Here is a 24,509-nt window from a genome sequence, read left to right as displayed (position 1 = left end):
TTTTGGTAGGTTTTTTGTTTGTCATACAATAGTAAGACACATAACCCTATATCACATGAAAAAATTCATTTACTCGTTAGCCTTGATCTTTATGCTGGGCGTTAGCGCAAACACTGTTGTTGCGGCAGAAAAATCTAACCATCCAAAAACGGAAATGACCGCTGAACAGCAGGTTCAATTGAAAAGAATTACAGAACGTGTAGAGGAAATCAAATCAATGGATAAATCTAATTTGTCCAGAACAGAGAAAAAAGAACTTCGTAAAGAACTTAAAGAACTAAAGAAACAATCTAAAGCTTTAGGTGGTGGTGTTTATCTTTCTGTTGGAGCGATCATCATTATCATTCTGTTGTTAATCTTAATCTTATAATAGTATCATCTACCGATGAATAAAAAAACCTTCTCCGTTATGGAGAAGGTTTTTTTTTGCCCAATTTATTGTAGACAAACTGATGGAGCTTTTATCAAAAGCTATTTGTTCATTCACCAGCACTAATCAATGTATTCGAATCCTGTGTATTTCACCAATACCTCAGGAATTTTAACGCCTTTATCAGTTTGGTTGTTTTCCAGGATACAAGCCACAATACGTGGTAATGCCAGGGCACTTCCATTTAAAGTATGCGCCAACTGTGTTTTACCGGCAGCGCCTTTAAATCTTAATTTTAATCGGGTACTCTGATAAGTTTCAAAGTTTGAAACAGAAGAAACCTCTAACCAGCGCTGCTGTGCAGCACTCCATACTTCCATATCGTAAGTCATGGCTGCAGCAAAGCCCATATCTCCTCCACATAAACGTAAAACACGGAAATGAAGGCCTAAATCCTTTAACAAATCTTGTACATAAGCACTCATTTGTTCTAATGTTTCATAAGAGTGATCCGGGTGTACTACCTGTACCAATTCCACTTTATCAAACTGGTGCAAGCGGTTTAAACCTCTTACGTGTGCACCATAAGATCCAGCCTCGCGACGGAAACATGGGGTATATGCGGTATTTTTAATCGGAAGTTCTTCCTCTTTCAAAATTACATCACGGTATAAATTTGTTACCGGTACTTCAGCAGTAGGGATCAGGTAAAGGTTATCCACACCTGAATGGTACATTTGACCTTCTTTATCCGGTAATTGTCCAGTTCCAAAACCTGAAGCTTCATTCACCAATAATGGCACCTGCATTTCTCTGTAACCAGCATCTACCGCTTTATCCAGGAAATAATTGATCAGCGCTCTTTGTAAGCGTGCACCTTTTCCTTTATATACTGGGAATCCTGCACCGGTAATTTTTGTACCCAGTTCAAAATCAATGATGTCATATTTGCTGGTCAGTTCCCAATGTGGTACTGCATTTTTGTCCAATACTGCAGGCTCACCATGGATAAATATTTCTTCATTTTCTTCCGCAGTATTACCTGTAGCCACAGAGTCATGTGGCAGGTTAGGCAATTGTACCATCAATTGAAACAATTGCTCTTCTGCAGCAGTCAATACCTCTGAAAGGTTTTTGATTTGCTCTTTATTTGCTGTAGTCTCCGACTTTAATACTTCCGCTTCCTCTTTTTTTCCATTACGCATCAGCTCACCAATTTGTTTAGCACTGGAATTAGCAATTGCAGAAAGTGAATCTAAGGCGGTTTGAGCTTGTCTACGCTCTTCATCAATTTTAATAATTTCATCAACCAATTCTGGTTGCTTGAATTTACGAACACTCAGTCGTTCTAAAACTTTGTCTCTATTTTCGCGGATATAGTTAACTTGCAGCATTATTTTATATTTTAAACAAAGATAATAACTTAAACGTCATTGCGAACCCAGATAAGGCATCTGTAGGAATAATATCCTTCAACATGGCCCCTATTTTGGCTGAGCTGATGAAAAAAATACTATGGAAGGCAAATTATTTCTTGTTCCCACGCCGATTGGCAACCTTGAAGATATGACCTTCAGGGCGATAAGGATTTTAAAAGAGGCAGATGTAATTCTGGCCGAAGATACACGTACGAGTGCACCAATGCTGAAACATTTTGGGATCGAAAAAAAGGCGTATTCTCACCACCAGCACAATGAACATCAGGCCACTTCTGAGATCATCAAATTTCTAAAAGAAGGAAAAAATGTGGCACTGATCTCTGATGCAGGGACTCCAGCTATCTCTGACCCAGGTTTTTTCCTGGTGAGAGAAGCCATAAAAAATGACCTTGCGGTAGAATGTTTGCCGGGCGCAACTGCTTTTGTACCTGCACTGGTGAACTCCGGACTTCCTTCCGACACCTTTATTTTTGAAGGATTTCTGCCGGTAAAAAAAGGCAGACAAACACGTTTTAAGAAACTGGCAGAAGAAGACCGTACGATTATATTGTATGAAAGTCCGCATAGGTTACTTAAAACACTAGAAGAATTTGCAGAATATTGTGGTGAAGACCGTCAGGCTTCCGTAAGCAGGGAGCTGACAAAAATGTACGAAGAAACGGTAAGGGGGACCTTATCGGAAATCAAAGAACATTTTGAGAATAATATTCTGAAAGGCGAATTTGTGATCTGTATCGCAGGAAAAGTAGAAGTGAAGAAGTCTAAATATGACAAGAACGACGATTCGGAAGATTAAACAGAAATCTAGTGTTTAGGTTGGCTGTCCTTGACAATTTGGGCTAACTACACGCTAAAAAAGCAATTGCTAAACTGGAAAAAGAGATCGGATTAAAAGAAAAACAATTCCAGGTTAAATAACAGCAGGCCAGGAAAAGAAGAAGATTTCAGGTTCAATTTTTGATAGCATTATAAAAAGAATTAGTATGATTTTAATTGATAGATTTTTAAGTGATGAACAGGACCCTAAAGCTGTTGAAAAGGTTTTAGGAAAATTAAATGATATGCTCAGTGCAAATGAAGAGCTGATTTATATGGCGGTACAAAAAAGACCGGCAGTGAACATTCTTCCTACCTGTATTGTGGTGAGTAATAAACGTATTTTCTATTGTGAGCCTGGCAATTTTGGGATCACCATGAATTTCAAAGACATCTCCTGGAAAACCATTAAAGAGGTTTCTTTTAAAGAGGAGATCTTTGGTTCTAAATTTATCTGTGTGCCTACTCACGGTGAGAACATCATTACGGAATACATTCCTAAAGTTCAGGCCCGTAAATTATATCAGGCTGCACACGAGCAATTGGAAGAATACAAAGAACAGCAAAGACAGGTAGAACTGGAAGAAAGACGTTCTTCAACCTCTCCGGTAACCGTAAATACAGCACCAACTCCTGTTGTAGAGGAAGAGCCCTTAGCTTTTATCCCCCATACTCCGGCACCAGCTCCTTATATACCCCCAACTCCTTATGCAGCGCCTGCTCCGGTTGAAGAACCTGAAGATGAAACCACGCTAAAACTAAGGAAATTGAAAACATTGTATGATAAACAATTGATTACTCTGGAAGAATATGAAGCGAAAAAAGCAAGCATCCTGGACAGCTTTTAATTGGACCGCTAAAAAAATAAAGCTGTCGGCACCCGCCGACAGCTTCCTTACCATACCTCCATTAATTATCCGATGAATTCAAAAAACACGACGCTCCTTGCATTACTCAGCGCTTTTTTAATGTGGCTGGCCTGGCCGCCGATTCCATTCACTGCCCCTCTTCTGTTAGTTGGCATGGTCCCTTTACTCATCGCCATTACACAAATCAGCAATAACAGCAAAGAGAAAAAAGGAAAACAAGTTTTCTTAACCGCCGGACTCACCTTTCTAATTTGGAACACGGCCTGTATTTACTGGGTTTACAATGCAGTTAGTGCCTATAATAATCCATTTGTCGCCTTCCTGATTTCGCTGATTCCTTACGGACTAGGTGCATTACTGATGACTTTCGCTTTCTGGCTGTATTACCGTTTAAGTCGATATTCCAGCAAATGGATAGCTTATACCGGATTAATCAGCTTCTGGATCGCCATGGAATACCTCCACCAAACCTGGGACCTGGCCTTTCCATGGATGACATTGGGCAACGGCTTTGCCACCAGTCACCAATTGGTACAATGGTATGAATATACTGGGGTCTATGGCGGTTCTCTATGGATCTTGTTAACTAATATTCTCGCTTTTGAGGCTTATCAAGCCTGGAAAACACAAAAAGCTTACTTAAAATTCAGACCGGTCATGGTATGGGCAGCGGTGATTTTAATCCCAATTGCGGCATCATTGATCAGGTATTCTACTTATGAAGAGAAAAAGGTGCCGGTTAATGTAGTGACCGTTCAGCCAAACATTGATCCTTATCAAAAATTAGGTGGTATTTCTGCACAGGAGCAGATGCAGACGCTAACCCAGCTGTCTGATGCTATAGGACAAGTGAATACTGAATATTTCATCTGGCCTGAAACTGCAATTCCTAACTACAGCGATGAAGACAGGATCAGAAGTAATCCTGATTTCATCCAGCTTCAGGATTTTATTTCTAAGTATAAAAACGGCACATTGATCACCGGAATTGAAAGTATTAAGGTGTATAATGATAAACAGACGATCAGCTCCAAACTGGATCCAAATAGCGGTAGGTACTTCGACAATTTCAATGCAGCGATGCAGGTGGAAAACTCGGCTAATGTACAGTTTTACCATAAATCGAAATTAGTACCAGGCGTAGAAAAAATGCCTTTTCCAAAAACACTGGCCTTTTTAACCCCTGTTTTTGCCCAGCTAGGTGGTACTGCTGGTGGCTGGGGATGGCAAGACCATCCGGGTGTATTCTATGCACAAAGCGGTATTGGCGTAGCTCCTGTGATCTGTTACGAATCTTTATGGGGAGACTGGGTTGGTGAATCTGTAAAAGAAGGCGCTCAGTTCATCGCTATCATCACCAATGATGGCTGGTGGGGAAATACCTCCGGAAAAGATCAGCATCTGTTATACGCGAAATTACGGGCAATTGAAACCAGACGCTGGGTAGTCCGTTCTGCGAATACCGGAATCTCCGGATTTATTGATCAGAAAGGAAACATTATAAAACAAAGCAAATGGTGGACACGCACTGCTTTAAAAGCAGACATTAACCTGAACAGCGACCTGACTTTCTACGTAGAAAACGGCGATCTGATTGCAAAACTATTTTCTTTAATCGCTATCCTACTGGCCTTAATTATCCCTTACCGGAAATGGGTAAAAAAAACCGTTTAAAAATATCAGTTCAAGTATTGATTTCAAATATTAAACTAAAATCAATCAAAAAAACCTTAGCTATTTAAACAGCTAAGGTTTTTTTGTTCGCCAGTAGAGCTCATCTGCTGGGAAAACAGCGGCGCTAAGAAAGGTACTTTCCTACAATCGGCATCCTTCTCCCCATTCCAAATGCTTTAGGCGATACCCTTAAAATCGGCGGCGTTTGATAACGCTTAAATTCCGCATTATTCACCATTTTCAGAATCCTTCTGACTAAAGCTTCATCATAACCTTGTGCGATAATCGCAGCAGAGCTTTGTTTCAGCTCAATATACTGGAAAAGAATTTTATCAAGAATATCATAATCTGGCAGGGAGTCCGAATCTTTTTGTCCGGGTCTCAACTCTGCAGATGGTGGTTTAACGATCGAATTCTCTGGGATCACGATGCCATCTTTATTGATATAGTGCGCCAATTCATACACCTGAATTTTGTAAACATCTCCAATTACCCCAATTGCACCACACATATCTCCATATAAAGTGCCATAACCTACTGCACATTCACTTTTATTGGAAGTATTTAACAAGATGTAGCCGAATTTATTGGACATCGCCATCACAATAATTCCCCTGCATCTGGCCTGAATATTTTCTTCCGTCAGGTTGAAAGGCAACCCTTGAAAAGCGGGTGCCATCATTTGATCAAAAGCATCTGCTGCTGCGGCAATGGGTATGATCTCCTGTTTACAGCCAATGTTTTTTACCAAAGCTAAAGCATCATCAATAGAATGATCGGAAGAATATTTCGAAGGCATCAAAACTGCCATCACATTCTCTGATCCGAGTGCTCTGCAAGCTAAAGCGCAAACAATTGCGGAGTCAATTCCCCCGGAAAGTCCCAATACCGCTTTACTGAAACCCGATTTTTCAAAATAATCTTTAATACCCAATACGAGCGCGTCATGAATCTGCTCAATATCAGGTGCAGCTACATGCTCGATTGGGGAATGATTTTTGAAATGACCATTTTCCAATTCATAAAGCCTTAGTTCCTCTTTGAAATAAGGCATTTCATCCACAAGCTGTCCTTTTTTATCAAATACCATAGAACCCCCATCAAAAATAATCTCCGTCTGCGCTCCTACCTGGTTCACATACAGCAATGGCAGCTTATATTTCTTGGCGTTATCAGACAGTACTACGACCCTTTCCTCATCATGACAATAAGAAAACGGAGAAGCCGCAATGTTGATCATTAGGTCTGGTTTCTGACGAATCAGCTCGTCCATTGGCGAAGAAGCATATAAGGGATTGTTGTTGATATTCCACAAATCTTCACAAATAGTCAATGCAATTTTCTGCCCTTTAAAACGAATACATTCGAAATGATTGGCTGGTTCAAAGTATCGGTATTCATCAAAAACATCATAAGTAGGCAATAAGGCTTTTTTTACGATATTTTTAATGTGGCCATCTTCAATAAAATAAGCCGCATTGTAAAGGTCTTTACCAGCCAGAATATCATTCTTTACGGGCAGTCCGATAATACAGGCGATACCATGGCATTTGCTGGCGATTTCTAAAGCTGCAGTTTCGCACAATTGAATAAACTCATCGAACTCTAAAAAATCCCTGGCAGGATAGCCGCAAACGGCTAATTCTGCAAAAACAACCAGGTCGGCGCCTTTTGCTTTTGCTTGCTCGATACTGTCTATGATCTTTTTGGTATTGTGTTCAAAGTTCCCAATATGGTAATTGAGTTGTGCCAGTGCGATATTCATGTGTCTGTACTTATAATCTGATTTGTAATTCCTTAAAAGAAAACGCCTACGTTCAGGCCAATAAAATGGTTTTTCGCCCTGCGATCGCCATCCTTTACAATATTCGTTAAGCCGTTATTGAAGGTTAAACCGATGGCCAGACTGGTACGATCGTCCAGGTCATATTCTCCACCTGCGGCAACGACCATACCGGCACGGTAAAATTTACTATAGTCAGAAATGTTTCTATCATTCTCCACTTTCTTACCTAACATCTGGGCATTCTGCTTTGCTCCAATATTAAAATCATTGGAAATACCGAATTGCCCATACCATCTTAACTCACCAATTTTATTGGTTTTCAACTTTATCGTCAACGGAATTTCGATGTATTGCATTCTATACCTTAAATCATAAGCCATGTTACTACCATCTGTAGCATCATGGTAAGGACGTACATTCACTTCCGTACTTTTACCATTAATTGTGGTGATGGTCAATCCTGTGGCAAATGAATAGTTTTCTGCGAAATTAAAATCACCCAACAAACCGTAAGAAAAACCTAAAGCCAGCCCTTCTGATTTCCCGACTTCCGGTTTCACCCATCCTAAAGTTGGATGTGCAGTTAAACCTAATCTGAACCCGTAATATGGCGATCCACCCTGTTGTGCGAAAAGTTGTCCCGTTAAAAGAAGTAAGAATAAAGTAAGATATGTATTTTTCATTATTATATTATTTGTTTTCAATCCTATGAAGCGCTCATCAGCCAATTTATTGCTGCATTAAAATGTATGATGAGAGGGATCCATTTTCAGTCAATTTGTTTTGCAATTTTAATATGGGATGTACATATATTTGCTATTAATGACATATAACGTAAAACCCAGCCAAATCTATCTATTTTTTCTTTCTATGCTTGCTTTTTTTTCATGTAAGCAGGCCAGTAAGCCGGATGTAAGCGATATAAAACTAGACTTGAAAGTAGAACGTTTCGACAGAGACCTCTATCAGGGCAAGTCCGCAGACCTGCAAAAAACTGATGAGCTGCTGCAGAAAAAATACGGGGCTTTTTACCAGGACTACGTTCACCGTATGGTGGGAGATGGCAGTTACACCAGTCCCGAAATTTTAACTACCCTTTATAAAGATCAGGCCTATACGGACCTCAATAAAGAAGCCGACAGTGTTTTCAAAAACATGGACCACATTGAAAAAGACCTGACACAGACTTTTAAATATATAAAGCATTACTATCCTGATGTAAAAATCCCCAGAATGATTTCTTTTGTTTCTGGATTTGCGGTACAAACCCCAATCGGAGACGATTATATGGGTATCGGATTGGATATGTTTCTTGGAAAAAACAGCAAGTTTTATGGAGCGATCGTTCAAAGCGTACCCGCCTATCTTTCCCGCCGTTTCAGTCCGGAATATGTGGTACCCAGAGTAACGGAAACTTATGCCCGCGAAGATTTATTCCCCGCAAAAGACGAAGACCGGACCCTTTTGTCCAAAATGATTCAAAACGGAAAAATCTTATATTTTATGGACCAGGTATTGCCGGATGCAGTACCAGATGCGGTAAAGATTGGCTACACAAAAGCACAAATAGATTGGTGTAAAACTTACGAAGTAGACATCTGGGCCTATTTATTGCAGAACAATCTATTATTCGAGACTGACTACCAAAAGATTCAGGTGTTTTTAGGGGAAGGTCCTTTTACACCGGGATTAGGCGACAAACAGGAATCCGCACCAAAATTAGGCGTATGGATGGGTTGGCAGATGGTCAGAAAATATATGGAGGAAAATAAAGAAGTCTCGCTTCAACAGTTAATGGCAGAAAAAGATCCTCAAAAAATATTGAACTTATCAAAATATAAGCCTAAATAGCAATAGAAAAGAATTAGCAATTCTAAACAGCAAAGAAACGAGTAATATGGTTAAGGTAGGAATAGTATTATCAGGCGGAGGGATTAGAGGCATCGCTCATCTGGGTGTTTTAAAAGCTTTAAAAAATGCAGGAATTGTGTTCAGTCACATCAGCGGAACCAGTGCGGGTTCAATTGCAGGTGCTTTTTTTGCTTCCGGGATAGATCCGGAGGCCGGCCTAGATATCTTCATTAAGGCAAAACTATTCCGTTTCATCCGACCAGCCTTGGGCTCCCTCGGACTCATCAATATTGAGCATGTAGAAGAATTGCTAAAAGAACACCTTCCCGTAGACAGGATGGAAAACCTAAAAATTCCACTCACCATTGCCGCAACGAATTTCAGTGAGGGAAAACTGGTATATTTCACTAATGGACCGCTGATCAGAGCCGTACTTGCTTCCAGCTGTATTCCCGGTATTTTCAGGCCCATCATGATAGAGAACCAGATGTACGTAGATGGAGGGATTTTGAATAACTTCCCAATTGAACCACTCATGAGCAGCTGCGATTATATCATCGGCTCCTCCTGTAATCACCTGACCAAAGTTGATAAAATTACCAACATCTCTACCCTCATGAAAAGAGCAGGTGTGATGTCTATAAATAAAGATACAGAGCAGAAAGCTGCGTTCTGTAATGCAATGGTAGAGCCAACAGGTATGGGGGATATCAGTACTTTCGATATGAAGAAAGCAGAAACCATTTACTGGCTGGCTTACGAACAGACTTTAAAAACCATTCAAACTAATGAAAGTTTGCAGGAGCTGATCCTAAATTTTAAGCTGGGATTTCCTGAATAGGATTTCCGATTCGGAATTAAGCTTCCAGTGCCACCAGCGCATCACCAACTAAAACCGGAATAGTACTGCAAATATTAAGCTGCAGACAGAATTTCACATCTTCTTCAATGTTCAGTTCAGCCAGTCTATGGCTATGTGATGATTTATGAAGATAGCTTCTTAAATCGTCTTTTGCCAGGTCATAAAGATCCTCAGCGGCAACGCAGGAATCGTCAAAATAGGTAAAATCTTTACGCAATTCCTTTACCACAGCACCGGCAAACAGCGTGTCTTCCAGGTTGAATTTATCTTTCCAGCCTGCACAAAGCAATAACACGCCTTTATCCTGTATACGAAGCCAGTTACAAAGTGCTTCCAGGTTTAAAAACGAACCGATCACCACCTGGTGTGCTCTTTTTTGAGCCAGGTGTAATGCTTTCGTACCATTTGTGGTGGTCAGTACAATTGTTTTCCCATTTACTTTTTCATGGGAATAAGAAAATGGAGAATTGCCGAAGTCATAGCCTTCAACCACTTCTCCATTTCGCTCTGCAGCCAATAGAAAACCTTTATCCGCATAGTTCAGACAATCTTCTACCTGTGCAACAGGAATGATTGCACTGGCACCATTATCAATTCCATATACCATTGAAGAGGTAGCCCTCAGCACATCTATGACCACCACTACACGGTCTTCTATTGAATAAAGATCTAATAATGCTGGTGTTAAACAAACTTCTAAACTTTTCTGCATGGGTAATGGAATCTCGCTAATTGTTTTCTATTGCTGAATTGATGTTACTTATTTTGCGAAAGGGAATTTTACCACTTTCGCTTTAATTTTGTTGTTACGGATATGGATAAAAATCTCTGTACCTTCTTTGGCCAGTGCTTTATCAATATAACCCATACCGATTGCTTTCTGTAAAGATGGTGCTTGCGTACCTGAAGTTACTCTTCCGGTTACCTTACCTTCTGCATCAACGATCTCGTAATCATGACGAGGAATACCTCTGTCGATCATCTCAAAACCGATTAATTTACGGGCAACACCAGCTTCTTTCTGCGCTTGTAATGCTTCAGAATTGGTGAATTTTTTGCTGAATTTAGTAATCCATCCTAGACCTGCTTCAATTGGAGAAGTGGTATCATCGATGTCATTTCCATACAAACAGAAACCCATTTCCAAACGCAGTGTATCACGAGCACCTAAACCAATTGGCTTAATACCGAATGCCTCGCCAGCTTCGAAAATCGCATCCCAGATCGCTGCTGCATTTGCATTGTCGAAATAGATCTCAAAACCACCAGCACCAGTATAACCAGTTGCAGAAATGATTACATTTTCAATACCTGCAAAAGTTGCTTTTACGAAGTTGTAATATTCCATAGAAGCAAGATCAACGTCTGTTAAGCGCTGTAATGCTTCAGCAGCTTTAGGACCTTGAATTGCTAAAAGAGAAGTCTGGTCAGAAATGTTGTGCATTTCTACGCCTTTATCATTGAATTTTTGAATCCAGTTCCAGTCTTTCTCAATGTTAGAAGCATTGACCACCAACATATAAGCAGCTTCATCTATTCTGTAAACCAATAAATCGTCTACAATACCACCATCTTCATTCGGCAGACAAGAATATTGTACTTTACCGTCATATAATTTTGAAGCATCATTGCTGGTTACTCTTTGAATAAGATCCAGTGCATTTTCACCTTTTACGATGAATTCACCCATGTGACTTACATCAAAAACGCCCACAGATCCTCTTACGGTTGCGTGTTCGGCATTGATACCTTCATACTGAACTGGCATATTGTAACCTGCGAAAGGCACCATTTTGGCACCTAATGAAATGTGTTTTTCTGTTAATGCGGTATTTTTCATTAGAATATTTGTTTTTTAGCGTTTATGAACGATCAGCGCTGACCTACCTAATGCGGGCAGATTTCATCGTTTATTATTGTTTTCTAAGTTGTTTAGGTTTTTGGTTGCTTTATCCACATTTATCCCCTTTAACCAGCCAAAAACTGGGCAAAAGTACGTAAAAATTAAACAGTAAGTAATTTTTGGTAGATATTCAGCATTCTTTCAGCGATGATTTTAATATCATGGTCTCTTTCCACAGTTTTCCTTGCGTTTTCCCCAATTTCTTTCCATTTCTTCGGGTTGGTGATGCATTGCAGGATGGCCCTGTAAAACTCATCTGCGGTATCCGCAATGAGGATATCTTTTCCATGTTCACAGCGAATTCCTTCTGCGGCCATACTGGTAGCGATGACACATTTTCGCATCGCCATCCCTTCAATAATTTTCACACGCATCCCACTTCCAGACAGCAGGGGTACAATCATGATGGCTTTTGAATTGATAAATTCTATTGCATCAAAGACCTCTCCTTCTACCACCAGGTTATCAGAATCGTATTCAAAAAATTGCTCCTGCATATTTTTCCCGGCGATATAAAAACGAAGTTCAGAATTCAACTTCTCAATATCCGGCCAGATCTCATCCAGAAACCATTCCAATCCTTCTTTATTGGGGCGCCAGTCCATAGCACCTAAATGAAACAAGGTAGGGAAACTGGTTTTCGAAGGATCCGTCACATACTTCTCAAAATCCAGTGCCACTGGGAAAACTTCCAATGCTGTTGCCGAGCCGAACCTTAAAATGCTCTGCCTGTCAGGCTCGGAAATGGCAAAAACCTGGTGGAAACGATTGATCTGCTCCGTTTCATAACTTTTCAACCGACGCGCAAGAAACTGGAGATAACTCCTTCTTGGCGTAAATTTCTCCGTCAATGCAATACGCTCCCATACATCGAACTCAATATTATGAGCACGATAAATCACCTTTGCCTTACTATTTTCTTTCACTACATCCAGGTAAGGCACTACAAAAAGTCCCTCAAACTGAATAATGTCGAAATCATTTTCACGCAAAATATCAGCGAGTAAACGGGCAGCATCCTCGTCATAATAACGCGAAACATTGTAAGATTGATTGGAAAAAATATTCAGCAGTGCCCCATATACATTGACGCCGGTATCCAGATCAAAGGAATGAAAATTGATCCGTTCAAATAAAGGATCATAAATATCTTCAATATCTACCTGATACTTCTTAGGGTTGAGACTAAACAAAGTGATTTCCACCCCCAGATTCAACAGGCCTTTTATGGTGTTATACACCACAATCGGATAGCCACTATTGGGCGGAAAGGGTATTCTGTTGGTGAGTAGTAATGCTTTCAAATTATGTGAAAATACGAATTATCCTTCGCTTTCGGAAAACAGTGCCAACTGGGGTCTGGAAATACTGAAAGTTTTACGATGGTATGGTGATAAGCCATGCGCCAAAGCTGCGTTGCGGTGAACAATAGTTGGATACCCTTTATTTTGTTTCCATTGATATACCGGGTATTCTTCAGCAATCTGATCCATAAACGCATCACGATGTGTTTTTGCCAGAATTGAAGCAGCAGCAATGTTTAGGTATTTACCGTCTCCTTTCACGATACAGGCATGCGGAATTTCAGGATAGGTTTTAAAGCGATTGCCATCTATGACCAGGTATTCCGGTCTCCTCGTTAACTTTTCAATCGCCCTGTGCATGGCCAGGAAAGAAGCATTTAAAATATTGATTTTATCAATCTCCAGGTGGTCTACCTCGGCTACTGCCCAGGCAATCGCTTCCTTTTCAATGATGATCCTTAATGCTTCACGCTGTTTATGGTTCAATTTTTTAGAGTCGTTCAGTTCAGCTGCCTTAAAATCTTTCGGCAAGATCACGGCAGCGGCAAAAACAGGGCCTGCAAGGCATCCTCTGCCCGCTTCATCACAACCGGCTTCTACTAATTCGTTCTGGTAACAGTTTAACAGCATTCCACAAAGTTAATAAAAAGCAGGAGCATAAATTACACAGAAATATTCTGCGATTTCACATCAAATGCATCTCTCAGACCGATGGCCAGCAGATTAAAGGCGTAAACAGTTACCATGATGGCCACACCAGGAAGGATGGCAAGATAGGCTGCATCCATAATGATGTATCCATAATGTTCTTTGATCATACTTCCCCAGCTGGGCATTGGGGCTTGTGCACCAAATCCAAGAAAACTCAGTCCGCTTTCCAATAAAATAGCTGCAGCGAAATTTGCGGAGGCCAGTACCAGAATTGGTCCGGCAATATTGGGTAAAATATGTTTGATGATGATCCTTGGTGTAGAAAATCCGAGTGCCCTTGCTGCTTCCACAAACTCCACATTTTTAAGGGCCATCACCTGACCTCTTACCAGTCGGGCAACATCCACCCAGGTCGATAAGCCAACGGCGATAAAGATTTGCCAGAATCCTTTTCCGAGTGCAAAAGATATCGCAATCACCAATAATAAGGATGGGAGCGACCAGATTACGTTCATGAACCAGCTAATTGCGGCATCTGTTTTACCTCCAAAATAACCGGCAAGCGCTCCTAAACTGATGCCGATAAAAAGAGAAATGAGCACTGCCATCAGTCCCACAGATAAAGACACGCGAATCCCAATCATCAATCTGCTCAATAAATCCCGGCCATAGACATCGGTTCCCAGCCAAAAAGTCTGACTATATCTGTTTTTACCTTCTAGTAAAGGATAAATCGCCTCTTCTGCCTGTTCATCGTCGCCAATATATTCCCGGGCATAGACCTTATTTCCAGCTTCCCGATAGGAAGTAACTGGAATACTTTTATAATCACATTCTTGTCCGGATAGCATCTTTTCCAGGAAATTCACCTTTTTTATCGCGGGATTTCTGCTGATGACCAGAAAGTCAAAGCTCCGTCCTGGTTTTTTATTGCTGAGCTGCAAATGCATCGTATTCGCATAAGGTGTCTGATCCGGGGTAATCAAATAGCCTAAAATGCCCAGAATCATCATCAATAGAATAAACAATAGTCCGAAAAAAGCCATTCTATTGTGCCTAAACCGCTTCCATACCTGTTTCGACGGACTATCCTGCTGTTCCATTATTTGACCATTCTGCCTTTCCAATTGTATTTACCTGAGTTTCCGGCTACCCCAATGTAAACCAGATAAACGATGTGCATTAAATTGAGAATCGGTAATAATACCAATAATTCCCTTCTTTTAGCGAAGCCGGTGACCTGATATAAAAATATAAATTCCAGGAAGATCTTGATCAGCAGCTGCGTTACTGCCAGACCGAAATAGTAGCCATCAAATAAGCCAATGCCGATATTCAGTAAGATGCTCACATTAAACAGCCAGATGGCCACACCGAGCACAATAATCGCTTTGTTTTTATAACGTGTACTTTTCGAAGCCCAGCGTTTTCTTTGCTGAATAAATTCACCAAGCGTTGGCTTAGCATGGGTATAAACTACGGCATCCTCGTTTTTCAAGAAGCCGATATGATGGTCGTAACGTGCCGCCATTTTATGCAGCAATAATTCATCATCTCCTGAAGCCAGGTCATCAATCCCTTTGAAACCGCCAACTTCATAAAAAGCTGCTTTTTCATAAGCCAGATTAGCCCCATTACAGGTAGAAGGTTTTTTATTGCCGATAGTAGAGGCCCCCAAACCGATCAGGTATAAAAATTCCAATGCCTGTGCACGTTCAAAGAAAGTTTTTTCTTCAAAATAAGCCACTGGTGAGGAAATCATTTTATAGTCTTTCTCTTCATAAAAGCTGATGATGGTCTTCAACCAGTCTTTACCCATCCTGCAATCGGCATCAGTAGTCATGATGAGGTCGCCGGTAGATTGGCCGATGGCTGTTTGAATGGCTTTTTTCTTATAAGAATTGAGTGCAGGGTCTTCGTTCAGGCGAATCAGCTTTACCCCTTTCGAAGCATAAGAGGCAATGATTTCGGCGGTATCGTCGGTAGAATGATCATCTATAAAAATGATTTCTGTAAGTGCTTTGTCATACGACTGGGCGCATAAATCATCGAGGGTTTTCCTGATGATTTCCGCTTCATTTCTGGCAGCCACCAAAATGGATACCTTAGTTTTAAGTGCGGTTTTCTGCGGTCGATAATAGCTCAGTTTATTCCAGCCCCTAATAAAGGTAAATACAACGAATACATAGATGACCGTTAAAATGGAAGCAATAAAACTAGCTGCGCTGTGAATTTCCAAAAAAGTTAAGTTTAAATACGAAATAAGTGCCTAATATAGCAGGAATAATAATATTTATCAGCCAAATACTGGCCGTACATGCAATGACTGCCACTTCCTGATCCGTGATCGAGCTAAAGAAATAAGAAGCGGTAGCCGTTCTTACCCCAATATCAAAAAGGTCTAAAGAAGGTAAAGTAGACTGTACAAAGAACAGGATACTCACCATCATCAAAATTTCCATATAATGGAGGTTCGGAATCAGCCAGAAGAACAGGATAAAATACTGTGTACTAAAAACGAGGTACCTTAAAAAACAAAGCGTCAGAATTTTCAGCAGTTCTTTCTTTTGGTATCTCGCCAGGATGCTATAAAACTTTTTATATTTTCTAGTAAACCTCATGGAAAGTAATAATCCATTCAGCCATCTGATGTTAAAATAAAAGATCAGGAAAAATAAGCAAAAGACCAATGCGAAAAATGACAATGCATAAAACAGCAATGGATCTATTTTCACGAAGCGATACACGAAAACGCAGAAGGCAATCGCACCAAAAACATTGGTCAGTACCATTTGCCCGATGTTCCCAACGGCCATAGCGACTACCCCAATTACCCGCCTTTTAGGGGATAGGAAGAACACACGTCCGCCGTATTCTCCAATCCGATTGGGGGTAAATACGGCCCAGGTTAAACCACAAAAAACGGAAGCTATTGCTTTCCAGAGAGAGATTTTCTCCACACTGGAGATTAGTCTTTTCCATTTTACAGCTTCCAGTCCCCAGTTCAGCAGCATCAGCAGCAAGACTACCCCCATAACGGTGATAATTTCCCATTGCGGCAATTTACTGAGCAGATTTTTGAAATCCTGTAGGTTCCTGTTCGCTGTCAGCTTGCTGTACACAAACCAAAATGCGAAAAGAACAATTCCGGCTTTAAGAATATAAGAAACTATTTTTTTGTACTGTGATGTCAACTTTTTTGCTTTTACTCTCTGCAAATATGCTTAATATTGTTCTATGTTGGTGGAAAAAAAGGAAAGGGTGATCATCGGTATAGATCCGGGCACTTCGATTATGGGCTATGGGGTGATTTTGGAAAAGGGAAGTAAGATCGAATTGATCAGCATGGGGATCGTCCGGATGGATCATTTAGACGACCATTTCCTAAAACTACAGCGTATTTTTGAAAAGACCGTTGTGCTCATTGACGAGTATAAACCAGATGCGATGGCACTGGAGGCGCCCTTCTATGGAAAAAACATCCAGGTGATGCTGAAGCTAGGTCGTGCACAAGGTGTGGCTATGGCAGCAGCCCTGTCCAGAAATATTCCGATTACGGAATATGCCCCACGTAAGATCAAGCAATCGATTACCGGCAGCGGAAGTGCGGGAAAAGAACAGGTTGCAGCTATGCTGCAAACCCTGCTTAAATTTAAAGAGAGTCCACAATTTCTAGATGCAACGGATGGATTGGCCGTAGCCGTATGTCATTCCTTTCAAAGAGTGAGCAACTCTGGCAGCGGAAAATCATATTCTGGCTGGGAGGCTTTTGCTAAAGACAATAAAAAGCGACTTAAATAGTCGCTTTTCTGTTTCTTTTGCGGTATTGCTTAAACGCGATAAAAGCGACTGCAGCTACCAGGATCAACATCCATAAGTTGGCCAGAATCAATAAGAACTCCATAAAGATGACCCATCCATTTTGGATATTCAATCCTAGTCTTCTAAGAAAAGAAGGACGGTAATCTGATAAATGATCATTACCTACGACCAATTTTTTTACCGTATTGTCCTGATAAAAAGCAAGCGTGATGTCACTGTATTGCACACGGTCATTGATCCGCATATTCTCCAATTTCTGATCTACATAAGTATCCTTTAACTCTAATGCAGTTTCCACAGGATTACTTTTCTTGTTGGCGTGTTTATTCAACTGACTAACGGCCGCTATCCTATTCTGGTTTTTCAGTTGATTGGATAGGTAAGAAAGACTCAGATCATCAAACTTCATGGATTGCTGGTCTACAAAAACGGCCATTCCTGCCACCTTATTGGTAAAATCATCTAATTTATCTGCGGGTACTTTGGCTACAATCGAACCTTCCGTACGGTAAGAGGTCAGCTCCAATAAAGAATCTGTAGAATAACGTACTTTCTCCGACTGGTATACATCGCTATGGATGGAGAATTCAGCGAGTGTTCCACCTTCGGCCTTGATCAGGTTGCCGAGTTTCTCTTTGGCTTGCTGTACATCTTTCACGCGGAAGCGCATGTCGGCGGTCTTAATGATTTTCGGTGCAGAAGAACTATCTGTAATCATCAGCTCATTGGAAGTGGCATCAGCATCGGGTTCATGAGACTTTTTATCTTGGCTGCAGGCTGCAAATAAGAGCACTGCAAGCCCATAAACTACATGTCTTTTCATAGGGGACGTATTAAATCTTTCCTCTTAATACAGCCTCTCCAGGAAGGTAACCTATAGCAGCCTGCCGGTCATCAAAATGTGACGCATAAAAAAATCCTCAGCAACCGAAGGCTACTGAGGATTTTTTAGGAATGCGGCTTAAAAACTAAGCTGCTAATATTTTGAATACGCCTTTACAAGCGATGAATGCACCGATAAACAAGATCGCCCAAGATACCAATGATAAGGTCATTGAATCGCCAGCAAAACGCAAATAAACGCCTACAACGCTAATTACAATTCCTACAGCCATTAATTTATAGATGGATGTCTCATTAGCTCTTTTCATGCTAGGAGTATTGTGTATTGGTCTTTGTTCCATAGTCTTTCTATTTATGCCACAAAAATAATATTTATTATACAAAAAGTGGTATAACATCCGGATAAATTTCAATCTCTCATAAAACGTAATCAGTCTAAACAAAAAAAGCCCTTATCCGTGTGGATAAGGGCTTTAGTAGATTTAAATGGAGGACTACCCGTTTAGTGCTGCTGCACCACTTACAATCTCTGTAAGCTCTGTAGTAATCGCTGCCTGACGCGCCTGATTGTAAGAAAGTTTTAACGCTTTAATCAAATCACCGGCATTTTCAGTTGCTTTATCCATTGAAGTCATACGGGCACCATGCTCAGAAGCATGAGAATCCAATACTGCTTTGTATACTTGAGTTTTGATCGATTTAGGGATCAGCTGCGATACAATTTCCTCCTGAGAAGGCTCCATGATGTAGTCTACTGCCTGAGCAGCGGCTGCACCTTCGGCAATTTCAGTTTTAGGAAGTGGCAATAACTGCTCAGTCGTTAAGATCTGAACGGCCGCATTTTTAAACCTATTGTATACTAGCTCTACTTTATCGAAATCGCCTTTTTCAAAGCCTGCCATGATCGCATTGGTGATCTTGGTTACATTTTCAAAAGTAAGCGCAGCATATACTTCATTATTATTTCCGATAACATTGTATCCACGTTTCTCATAGAAATCATGTGCTTTCTTACCGATAGCGACGATACTCACATTACCTTTTTTGTATTGTTCGCTATATTTTTCCGAGATTAAATTGTTGGTTTCTTTAATCACATTCATGTTAAAGGCACCAGCTAAACCACGGTTAGAAGAAACCACTACAATCAATACCTTATTTGGTTCACGTTCCTGAATAAACGGAGACGATGATCCTTCTAAGCTCGCTGAAAGATTTCCTAGGATTTCTTTCAACTTTGTAGCATACGGACGTAGCTGAACAATCGCATTGGTCGCACGCTTCAACTTCGCAGCCGAAACCATTTTCATGGCTTTGGTGATCTGCTGTGTAGATTGCACCGATGATATACGAATTCTTACTTCTTTTAAATTAGCCATTCTTTTTTATTCTTCAGTCAAGAGTAATTTAGTATTTGCTGGAAAGCTCTTTTGCTACAGTTTCCAATACTCCGGTAATTGCATCATCAAATTTACCAGCTTTTAAAGCTTTCAAAGTATCTGGATGACGTAATTCCAATTGTTGTAAGTACTCAGCTTCAAATTCCTTTACTTTATTGATAGGAACTGAACGCATTAAGTTTTTAGTACCAATGTAAATGATCGCTACTTGTTTCTCTACTGTTACTGGAGAGAACTGACCTTGTTTAAGGATTTCAACGTTACGTGAACCTTTATCAAGTACAGATTTAGTAGCTGCGTCTAAGTCAGAACCGAATTTAGAGAAAGCCTCTAACTCACGGTATTGAGCCTGGTCTAATTTCAAAGTACCAGCAACTTTTTTCATTGATTTGATCTGTGCATTACCACCTACACGTGAGACCGAGATACCTACGTTAATCGCTGGACGAATACCTGCGTTGAACAAGTTGGTTTCTAAGAAAATCTGTCCGTCAGTAATTGAAATTACGTTCGTAGGGATATAAGCAGAAACGTCACCCGCCTGAGTTTCGATAATTGGAAGTGCAGTTAATGAACCACCACCTTTAACGATACCTTTTAATGATTCTGGAAGGTCATTCATTGCTTGTGCGATCTCATCATTTGAGTTGATCTTAGCAGCACGCTCTAACAAACGACTGTGAAGGTAGAACACGTCACCAGGATAAGCCTCACGGCCCGGTGGACGACGAAGTAATAAAGATACCTCACGGTAAGCCACAGCTTGTTTAGACAAATCATCATAAACAATTAATGCTGGTCTACCTGTATCACGGAAAAACTCACCAATCGCAGCACCAGAGAAAGGCGCGTAAAACTGCAATGGAGCAGGTTCAGCAGCCGAAGCAGCAACAACAACCGTATAGGGCATTGCACCGTTTTCTTCTAATGTACGTACGATATTTGCTACAGTACTTGCTTTTTGACCACAAGCTACATATATACAGTAAACAGGGTTACCTGCTTCATAAAATTCTTTTTGGTTGATGATAGTATCGATACAAACCGCAGTTTTACCAATCTGACGGTCACCAATAACCAACTCACGCTGACCACGACCGATTGGAATCATTCCATCAATCGCTTTGATACCTGTTTGTAAAGGTTCTGTAACTGGCTGACGGTAGATTACACCTGGAGCTTTACGCTCGATAGGCATTTCATACGTCTGTCCAATGATAGGTCCTTTACCATCGATTGGCTCACCCATCGTGTTAACTACACGACCTAACATACCTTCACCAACTTTAATAGAGGCAATTTTCTTAGTACGTTTAATCGTATCACCTTCTTTGATCGTGTCAGATGGGCCTAATAAAACCACACCAACATTATCTTCTTCAAGGTTCAAAACAATACCTTGTAAGCCGTTTTCAAATTCAACTAACTCACCGGATTGAACTTTAGTTAAACCATAAACACGGGCAATACCATCACCCACCTGCAATACGGTACCAACTTCTTCAAGTTCTGCTTCTGATTTAAAGCCCGCCAATTGTTGCCTGATAATTGCCGATACTTCGTCTGGTCTTACCTCTACCATAATTTTATATTATTTCTTAGTATATGTTATCTTCTTATTTTAAATACTCAAGTTAAACAATCCCTTGAGCAAATTCTTTTTTAAGTTTATTCAAACCGTTGGCGATACTGGCATCAAATTGCTTGTCTCCAACTTTCAAAATAAATCCGCCAATCAGTTTGTCATTAACTTTTTCTTTAATCACCACTTCATTAGCGCCTACTTCTTTTTTCACTAAAGCCACAATCTCTGTCCTGTTTGCGTCAGTCAGCTCGATTGCCGAAGTTACTTCAGCAGTCACAATTCCTTTAATGGCATTGTATTGCTGAATAAAAGATTTTGCCATTCCGAATAAAATCGCTGAACGTCCTTTGCTCACTACCAGTTTAAAGAAAGCTTTGGTTACCACATTTACTTTGGCGCCAAAAATATCTTCTAAAATCCCGGCTTTCTTGTCCAAAGGAACGATAGGGTTATTCAGGATAGCTTCCAATTCTGGATTCTGATCAATCACCTGATCTAAAAGCACCATATCATTTTTGATTTCTTCCAAAGAGTTTTGCTCCTGTGCAAGGTCAATCATTGATTTGGCGTATCTCGATGCTGCTTTATTTTCTAACATTTTTATCTAATTTGGCTAAATAAACTATTGATTAGTTTAATTCAACATCTTTTAAAAGATTAGCAACTAAATCCTGTTGAGTAGCTTTGTCTTGCAATTGATTGCGCAATACACGCTCTGCGATATCTAAAGATAAAGAAGAAACCTGGTGCTTCAATTCCGCTAATGCAGCTTTCTTTGAGTTCTCAATTTCAATCTTAGCTTTCTCAATTAATTTAGCACCTTCAGTTTGTGCAGCAGTTTTTGCTTCATTGATGATGCTATCCTTAAGCGTTTTTGCTTCTTTCAAGATCAAATCACGTTCCGCACGCGCAGATTTCATTAACTCTTCATTTTGAGAAGTCAAACGAGCCATCTCTTGTTTGGCTAATTCAGCTTTACTTAATGCTTCGTCAATCGATTTTTCGCGTTCTTTAATTGCGGCTAGAATAGGTTTCCAGGCAAACTTTGCCAATAGGAACATTAGCAATAAGAAAGCAATGGATTGAAAGATAACTAGGCCGAATTCAGGTAATAATAATTCCATCTGTATATGTATAAAATATTTTGTTCTTTTTTAACAATAAATGGTACCAGATATCGCTATCTGGCACCGTTTAATTTCTAGCCATTACCCATTAGGGCAACTACTACTGCGAAAAGCGCAACAGCTTCAACGAAGGCAGCAGCGATTAACATTGCAGTTTGAATTTTAGAGGCAGCTTCTGGTTGACGAGCAATACCGTCCATAGCTGAACCACCAATACGTCCGATACCTAGACCAGCGCCAATCGCAGCTAATCCTGCACCAATTGCAGCAATACTTCCTGTAATCATGATTTTATATATTAATTGTTGTTAAAAATTATTCTAATTAGTGGTGATCGTCAATTGCCATTCCGATAAACAGAGCAGACAGGATCGTAAAAATAAATGCCTGGATAAATGCAACCAGTAACTCGATTCCGCCGATGAATACAGCGAAGGCGATAGAAATTGGCGCAATGTATAAGCTGTTAAATACAAACACTAGGCAGATCAATGACAACACCAAGATGTGTCCTGCAGTAATGTTAGCAAACAAACGAATCATCAGGGCGATAGGCTTGGTAAAAATACCGAACAACTCTACCGGAACCATTACGATATACATCCACCATGGTACATCTGGCATAAAGATGTGTTTCCAGTAATATTTATTACCGTTAAACACCGTTAGGCAGAACGTAGCCAGTGCAAGAATCATCGTTACAGCGATGTTACCAGTTAAATTGGCACCACCAGGTAAGAATGGAACTAAGCCCAACATGTTGTTAAACCAGATAAAGAAAAACACGGTTAATAAGTACGGCATAAAGCGCTCGTATTTATGACCTAAGTTTGGAATAGCGATATCATCACGTACAAACAAGATGATGGGCTCCATCCAGGACTGGATTCCTTTTGGCGATTTGCCTTTGTTTGTTCTATATCCTTTAGCTACGTTCAGGAACACAACTAAAATAATGATGATAGATAAAAACAAGGTGCAAACATTTTTGGTAATGGACAAGTCCAGCGGGCGTGCATTTGTGGCATGATGCTTCTCATCTAAATTTACAAACTGACCGTGCTCATTCGCAACGTCAGATGCATAATAGATTTTTTCGTGCATCTTCACAAAGCGTTGTCCATTTCGCTCTACAACTACTTTAGCTTCATCATCGCGAACAACTTTTCCGTCCTCCAGCGTGGTGAAATCAGCAGAACTGAAGTTTACAACACCAGCTTTGGTGTACAAAATTACCGGAAGGTCGATATAGGTATGTCCGATTACATGCCAGCTATGCGAATCCGCAATGTGGTGTAGTGCAAACTTACCAATGTCAAACTTTTTCTCAGCTGCCGGCTGGGCATGAGAACCTTCTGTTACTTGTGCTGTGTCAACCTGTGCGAAAGCCGCAGGCGTAACAGAAAAAAACGCTAAAAACAGCGTAAAAACAACAATTAACCTCTTCACTTTAAACTCAAAAACGTGGCTACAATCCATTTACTCGCAGATTTTTACTTTTTATTTTGGTGGCGCAAGTTACGTAACAAACAGTATATTTCAAAGAGGCTGAACAATAAATATAAAGAAAAAAAGTTCAGCACGAAAACAAACCCGTTTTCCTTGCTTTTAAGGCTGTAAATCAGTACAAAAGTCATGGCGAAAATCATCTTCAATGCAATCGACCCCATTATGGCCATGACACCAACGTCGGGATTGCGTTTTAAGCCCAAATCTGCCACACCATAAGCGATGTAAGTAATGCCGGCTAAAAAGCCAAACACCAGCCAGAATTTAGGTACTAAGATCAACTGATCTGGAAATAGAGAAGGAAGTGCATATGCGATGCCACCGAGAACGGCGCAAAACGCTAAATAATAAAGGGTAAACCGGGTTAAACTCAAATCAGTATCTGTTTTTTTACAAAAGTAGGAATTTACAACGGTTAAAAATAATCAGTTTGAGTTTTTATTCAGTTGTTTTACAACCTGATACAAGGAGACCACTACGCCTAAAAGCCCTAAAATTGCCGCATAGATCGGCTGCTTACTGTGCTGGTATTCATCAATTTTATAGCCTGCAAACGCAAAAAGCCCTATTGTGGCCAGCATTTGAAAGCTGATCGCAGCATACTTCGCGAAATTATTAACGTTCTTTTTCTCTTCGTTTGGCTCCATAGGATTAAAAATCTGATGCAAATAAAAACTAAATTGTTAAGAACTTATGGC

Annotated in this window: 27 protein-coding genes; 7 read left to right on the top strand and 20 right to left on the bottom strand. The window is 40.3% G+C overall.

Translation table 11 applies throughout. The features are described 5' to 3' along the window. The first annotated feature begins 55 nt into the window (after nt 1-55). Nucleotides 56-370 (top strand): hypothetical protein, encoded by a 315-nt coding sequence (locus H9X96_RS07730; RefSeq protein WP_187665745.1) that lies wholly within the window; start codon nt 56-58, stop codon nt 368-370. 122 nt (nt 371-492) lie between these two features. Here the strand turns inward: H9X96_RS07730 and serS are convergent, their stop codons facing one another. Beyond that, nucleotides 493-1,764 carry a serine--tRNA ligase gene (serS, locus tag H9X96_RS07725; protein ID WP_187665744.1) on the bottom strand — a complete coding sequence of 424 codons (1,272 nt, stop codon included), beginning with the start codon at nt 1,762-1,764 and terminating at the stop codon, nt 493-495. 121 nt (nt 1,765-1,885) lie between these two features. Here serS and rsmI point away from each other — a divergent pair, with 121 nt between their 5' ends. The 3 genes from rsmI to lnt all read left to right on the top strand — a co-directional run bounded on the left by rsmI (nt 1,886) and on the right by lnt (nt 5,168). Next, complete coding sequence (gene rsmI / locus H9X96_RS07720) at nt 1,886-2,605, top strand: 16S rRNA (cytidine(1402)-2'-O)-methyltransferase (protein ID WP_187665743.1); 720 nt, start codon at nt 1,886-1,888, stop codon at nt 2,603-2,605. A gap of 187 nt (nt 2,606-2,792) precedes the next feature. After that, nucleotides 2,793-3,473 carry a PH domain-containing protein gene (locus H9X96_RS07715; RefSeq protein WP_187665742.1) on the top strand — a complete coding sequence of 227 codons (681 nt, stop codon included), beginning with the start codon at nt 2,793-2,795 and terminating at the stop codon, nt 3,471-3,473. 72 nt (nt 3,474-3,545) lie between these two features. Next, entirely contained in the window at nt 3,546-5,168 is a 1,623-nt protein-coding gene (lnt, locus tag H9X96_RS07710; RefSeq protein WP_187665741.1) for an apolipoprotein N-acyltransferase, read from the top strand. Nucleotides 5,169-5,292: 124 nt separating this feature from the next. Here the strand turns inward: lnt and H9X96_RS07705 are convergent, their stop codons facing one another. Continuing rightward, on the bottom strand, nt 5,293-6,933 hold the full coding sequence (locus H9X96_RS07705; RefSeq protein WP_187665740.1) for an NAD+ synthase: 1,641 nt from the start codon (nt 6,931-6,933) through the stop codon (nt 5,293-5,295). A 32-nt stretch (nt 6,934-6,965) separates the two neighbouring features. Beyond that, a complete protein-coding gene (locus H9X96_RS07700) occupies nt 6,966-7,637 on the bottom strand; it encodes a porin family protein (RefSeq protein ID WP_187665739.1) in 672 nt (223 codons plus the stop codon). 187 nt (nt 7,638-7,824) lie between these two features. Here H9X96_RS07700 and gldB point away from each other — a divergent pair, with 187 nt between their 5' ends. Together gldB and H9X96_RS07690 are read left to right on the top strand one after the other, a co-directional pair. After that, on the top strand, nt 7,825-8,805 hold the full coding sequence (gldB, locus tag H9X96_RS07695; protein ID WP_255431044.1) for a gliding motility lipoprotein GldB: 981 nt from the start codon (nt 7,825-7,827) through the stop codon (nt 8,803-8,805). A 46-nt stretch (nt 8,806-8,851) separates the two neighbouring features. Further along, nucleotides 8,852-9,646, top strand: coding sequence for a patatin-like phospholipase family protein (locus H9X96_RS07690; RefSeq protein WP_187665737.1), 795 nt, complete (start codon nt 8,852-8,854; stop codon nt 9,644-9,646). Between the two features lie 16 nt (nt 9,647-9,662). On the opposite strand, the gene H9X96_RS07685 is transcribed toward H9X96_RS07690, so the two are convergent. The 7 genes from H9X96_RS07685 to H9X96_RS07655 all read right to left on the bottom strand — a co-directional run bounded on the left by H9X96_RS07685 (nt 9,663) and on the right by H9X96_RS07655 (nt 16,719). Beyond that, nucleotides 9,663-10,379 (bottom strand): 2-phosphosulfolactate phosphatase, encoded by a 717-nt coding sequence (locus H9X96_RS07685; RefSeq protein WP_187665736.1) that lies wholly within the window; start codon nt 10,377-10,379, stop codon nt 9,663-9,665. A gap of 48 nt (nt 10,380-10,427) precedes the next feature. After that, nucleotides 10,428-11,507, bottom strand: coding sequence for a glycine cleavage system aminomethyltransferase GcvT (gene gcvT / locus H9X96_RS07680; protein WP_187665735.1), 1,080 nt, complete (start codon nt 11,505-11,507; stop codon nt 10,428-10,430). Between the two features lie 164 nt (nt 11,508-11,671). Beyond that, on the bottom strand, nt 11,672-12,874 hold the full coding sequence (locus tag H9X96_RS07675) for a glycosyltransferase (RefSeq protein WP_187665734.1): 1,203 nt from the start codon (nt 12,872-12,874) through the stop codon (nt 11,672-11,674). Between the two features lie 18 nt (nt 12,875-12,892). Beyond that, a complete protein-coding gene (locus H9X96_RS07670; protein ID WP_187665733.1) occupies nt 12,893-13,504 on the bottom strand; it encodes a ribonuclease HII in 612 nt (203 codons plus the stop codon). A 32-nt stretch (nt 13,505-13,536) separates the two neighbouring features. After that, nucleotides 13,537-14,628 carry an ABC transporter permease gene (locus tag H9X96_RS07665; protein ID WP_187665732.1) on the bottom strand — a complete coding sequence of 364 codons (1,092 nt, stop codon included), beginning with the start codon at nt 14,626-14,628 and terminating at the stop codon, nt 13,537-13,539. Continuing rightward, nucleotides 14,628-15,764 carry a glycosyltransferase gene (locus H9X96_RS07660; RefSeq protein ID WP_187665731.1) on the bottom strand — a complete coding sequence of 379 codons (1,137 nt, stop codon included), beginning with the start codon at nt 15,762-15,764 and terminating at the stop codon, nt 14,628-14,630. The genes H9X96_RS07665 and H9X96_RS07660 overlap by 1 nt, the downstream gene beginning before the upstream one ends. After that, nucleotides 15,742-16,719: a lysylphosphatidylglycerol synthase domain-containing protein gene (locus H9X96_RS07655; protein ID WP_187665730.1), complete on the bottom strand. Its 978-nt coding sequence runs from the start codon at nt 16,717-16,719 to the stop codon at nt 15,742-15,744. The genes H9X96_RS07660 and H9X96_RS07655 overlap by 23 nt, the downstream gene beginning before the upstream one ends. A 43-nt stretch (nt 16,720-16,762) precedes the next feature. Here H9X96_RS07655 and ruvC point away from each other — a divergent pair, with 43 nt between their 5' ends. Then, nucleotides 16,763-17,326 carry a crossover junction endodeoxyribonuclease RuvC gene (ruvC, locus tag H9X96_RS07650; RefSeq protein ID WP_187665729.1) on the top strand — a complete coding sequence of 188 codons (564 nt, stop codon included), beginning with the start codon at nt 16,763-16,765 and terminating at the stop codon, nt 17,324-17,326. Here the strand turns inward: ruvC and H9X96_RS07645 are convergent. The 10 genes from H9X96_RS07645 to H9X96_RS07600 form a co-directional block, all read right to left on the bottom strand. Next, a complete protein-coding gene (locus tag H9X96_RS07645; protein ID WP_187665728.1) occupies nt 17,319-18,170 on the bottom strand; it encodes a DUF4349 domain-containing protein in 852 nt (283 codons plus the stop codon). The genes ruvC and H9X96_RS07645 overlap by 8 nt on opposite strands. Nucleotides 18,171-18,315: 145 nt before the next feature. Next, nucleotides 18,316-18,531 (bottom strand): hypothetical protein, encoded by a 216-nt coding sequence (locus H9X96_RS07640; RefSeq protein WP_187665727.1) that lies wholly within the window; start codon nt 18,529-18,531, stop codon nt 18,316-18,318. Between the two features lie 153 nt (nt 18,532-18,684). After that, nucleotides 18,685-19,569: an ATP synthase F1 subunit gamma gene (atpG, locus tag H9X96_RS07635; protein WP_187665726.1), complete on the bottom strand. Its 885-nt coding sequence runs from the start codon at nt 19,567-19,569 to the stop codon at nt 18,685-18,687. Nucleotides 19,570-19,597: 28 nt separating this feature from the next. After that, the gene (gene atpA / locus H9X96_RS07630) at nt 19,598-21,172 is read right to left on the bottom strand and encodes a F0F1 ATP synthase subunit alpha (protein ID WP_182960768.1); all 1,575 of its coding nucleotides are present in this window, start codon (nt 21,170-21,172) and stop codon (nt 19,598-19,600) included. A gap of 52 nt (nt 21,173-21,224) precedes the next feature. Continuing rightward, nucleotides 21,225-21,773 carry an ATP synthase F1 subunit delta gene (gene atpH / locus H9X96_RS07625; protein WP_062550557.1) on the bottom strand — a complete coding sequence of 183 codons (549 nt, stop codon included), beginning with the start codon at nt 21,771-21,773 and terminating at the stop codon, nt 21,225-21,227. 31 nt (nt 21,774-21,804) lie between these two features. Further along, nucleotides 21,805-22,299, bottom strand: coding sequence for a F0F1 ATP synthase subunit B (gene atpF / locus H9X96_RS07620; RefSeq protein WP_062550558.1), 495 nt, complete (start codon nt 22,297-22,299; stop codon nt 21,805-21,807). Between the two features lie 77 nt (nt 22,300-22,376). After that, on the bottom strand, nt 22,377-22,586 hold the full coding sequence (gene atpE / locus H9X96_RS07615) for an ATP synthase F0 subunit C (RefSeq protein WP_062551197.1): 210 nt from the start codon (nt 22,584-22,586) through the stop codon (nt 22,377-22,379). Nucleotides 22,587-22,626: 40 nt separating this feature from the next. Then, on the bottom strand, nt 22,627-23,781 hold the full coding sequence (gene atpB / locus H9X96_RS07610; RefSeq protein WP_187665725.1) for a F0F1 ATP synthase subunit A: 1,155 nt from the start codon (nt 23,779-23,781) through the stop codon (nt 22,627-22,629). 14 nt (nt 23,782-23,795) lie between these two features. After that, on the bottom strand, nt 23,796-24,185 hold the full coding sequence (locus H9X96_RS07605) for a hypothetical protein (protein WP_187665724.1): 390 nt from the start codon (nt 24,183-24,185) through the stop codon (nt 23,796-23,798). A gap of 51 nt (nt 24,186-24,236) precedes the next feature. Continuing rightward, the gene (locus H9X96_RS07600) at nt 24,237-24,458 is read right to left on the bottom strand and encodes an AtpZ/AtpI family protein (protein WP_187665723.1); all 222 of its coding nucleotides are present in this window, start codon (nt 24,456-24,458) and stop codon (nt 24,237-24,239) included. Nucleotides 24,459-24,509: the final 51 nt, after the last annotated feature.

It is taken from the genome of Pedobacter sp. N36a (assembly GCF_014472395.1).
Taxonomy (GTDB): domain Bacteria; phylum Bacteroidota; class Bacteroidia; order Sphingobacteriales; family Sphingobacteriaceae; genus Pedobacter.
The sequence above is the reverse complement of the archived record's forward strand: the minus strand, read 5'-3'. Positions and strand labels throughout refer to the sequence as shown.

Excerpts from the sequence above, each read along its gene's own strand:
- H9X96_RS07730 (WP_187665745.1), top strand. The coding sequence starts at position 56 with ATGAAAAAATTCATTTACTCGTTAGCCTTGATCTTTATGCTGGGCGTT.
- serS (WP_187665744.1), bottom strand. The coding sequence starts at position 1,764 with ATGCTGCAAGTTAACTATATCCGCGAAAATAGAGACAAAGTTTTAGAA.
- rsmI (WP_187665743.1), top strand. The coding sequence starts at position 1,886 with ATGGAAGGCAAATTATTTCTTGTTCCCACGCCGATTGGCAACCTTGAA.
- H9X96_RS07715 (WP_187665742.1), top strand. The coding sequence starts at position 2,793 with ATGATTTTAATTGATAGATTTTTAAGTGATGAACAGGACCCTAAAGCT.
- lnt (WP_187665741.1), top strand. The coding sequence starts at position 3,546 with ATGAATTCAAAAAACACGACGCTCCTTGCATTACTCAGCGCTTTTTTA.
- H9X96_RS07705 (WP_187665740.1), bottom strand. The coding sequence starts at position 6,933 with ATGAATATCGCACTGGCACAACTCAATTACCATATTGGGAACTTTGAA.
- H9X96_RS07700 (WP_187665739.1), bottom strand. The coding sequence starts at position 7,637 with ATGAAAAATACATATCTTACTTTATTCTTACTTCTTTTAACGGGACAA.
- gldB (WP_255431044.1), top strand. The coding sequence starts at position 7,825 with ATGCTTGCTTTTTTTTCATGTAAGCAGGCCAGTAAGCCGGATGTAAGC.
- H9X96_RS07690 (WP_187665737.1), top strand. The coding sequence starts at position 8,852 with ATGGTTAAGGTAGGAATAGTATTATCAGGCGGAGGGATTAGAGGCATC.
- H9X96_RS07685 (WP_187665736.1), bottom strand. The coding sequence starts at position 10,379 with ATGCAGAAAAGTTTAGAAGTTTGTTTAACACCAGCATTATTAGATCTT.
- gcvT (WP_187665735.1), bottom strand. The coding sequence starts at position 11,507 with ATGAAAAATACCGCATTAACAGAAAAACACATTTCATTAGGTGCCAAA.
- H9X96_RS07670 (WP_187665733.1), bottom strand. The coding sequence starts at position 13,504 with ATGCTGTTAAACTGTTACCAGAACGAATTAGTAGAAGCCGGTTGTGAT.
- H9X96_RS07665 (WP_187665732.1), bottom strand. The coding sequence starts at position 14,628 with ATGGAACAGCAGGATAGTCCGTCGAAACAGGTATGGAAGCGGTTTAGG.
- ruvC (WP_187665729.1), top strand. The coding sequence starts at position 16,763 with ATGTTGGTGGAAAAAAAGGAAAGGGTGATCATCGGTATAGATCCGGGC.
- H9X96_RS07645 (WP_187665728.1), bottom strand. The coding sequence starts at position 18,170 with ATGAAAAGACATGTAGTTTATGGGCTTGCAGTGCTCTTATTTGCAGCC.
- H9X96_RS07640 (WP_187665727.1), bottom strand. The coding sequence starts at position 18,531 with ATGGAACAAAGACCAATACACAATACTCCTAGCATGAAAAGAGCTAAT.
- atpG (WP_187665726.1), bottom strand. The coding sequence starts at position 19,569 with ATGGCTAATTTAAAAGAAGTAAGAATTCGTATATCATCGGTGCAATCT.
- atpA (WP_182960768.1), bottom strand. The coding sequence starts at position 21,172 with ATGGTAGAGGTAAGACCAGACGAAGTATCGGCAATTATCAGGCAACAA.
- atpH (WP_062550557.1), bottom strand. The coding sequence starts at position 21,773 with ATGTTAGAAAATAAAGCAGCATCGAGATACGCCAAATCAATGATTGAC.
- atpF (WP_062550558.1), bottom strand. The coding sequence starts at position 22,299 with ATGGAATTATTATTACCTGAATTCGGCCTAGTTATCTTTCAATCCATT.
- atpB (WP_187665725.1), bottom strand. The coding sequence starts at position 23,781 with ATGGATTGTAGCCACGTTTTTGAGTTTAAAGTGAAGAGGTTAATTGTT.
- H9X96_RS07600 (WP_187665723.1), bottom strand. The coding sequence starts at position 24,458 with ATGGAGCCAAACGAAGAGAAAAAGAACGTTAATAATTTCGCGAAGTAT.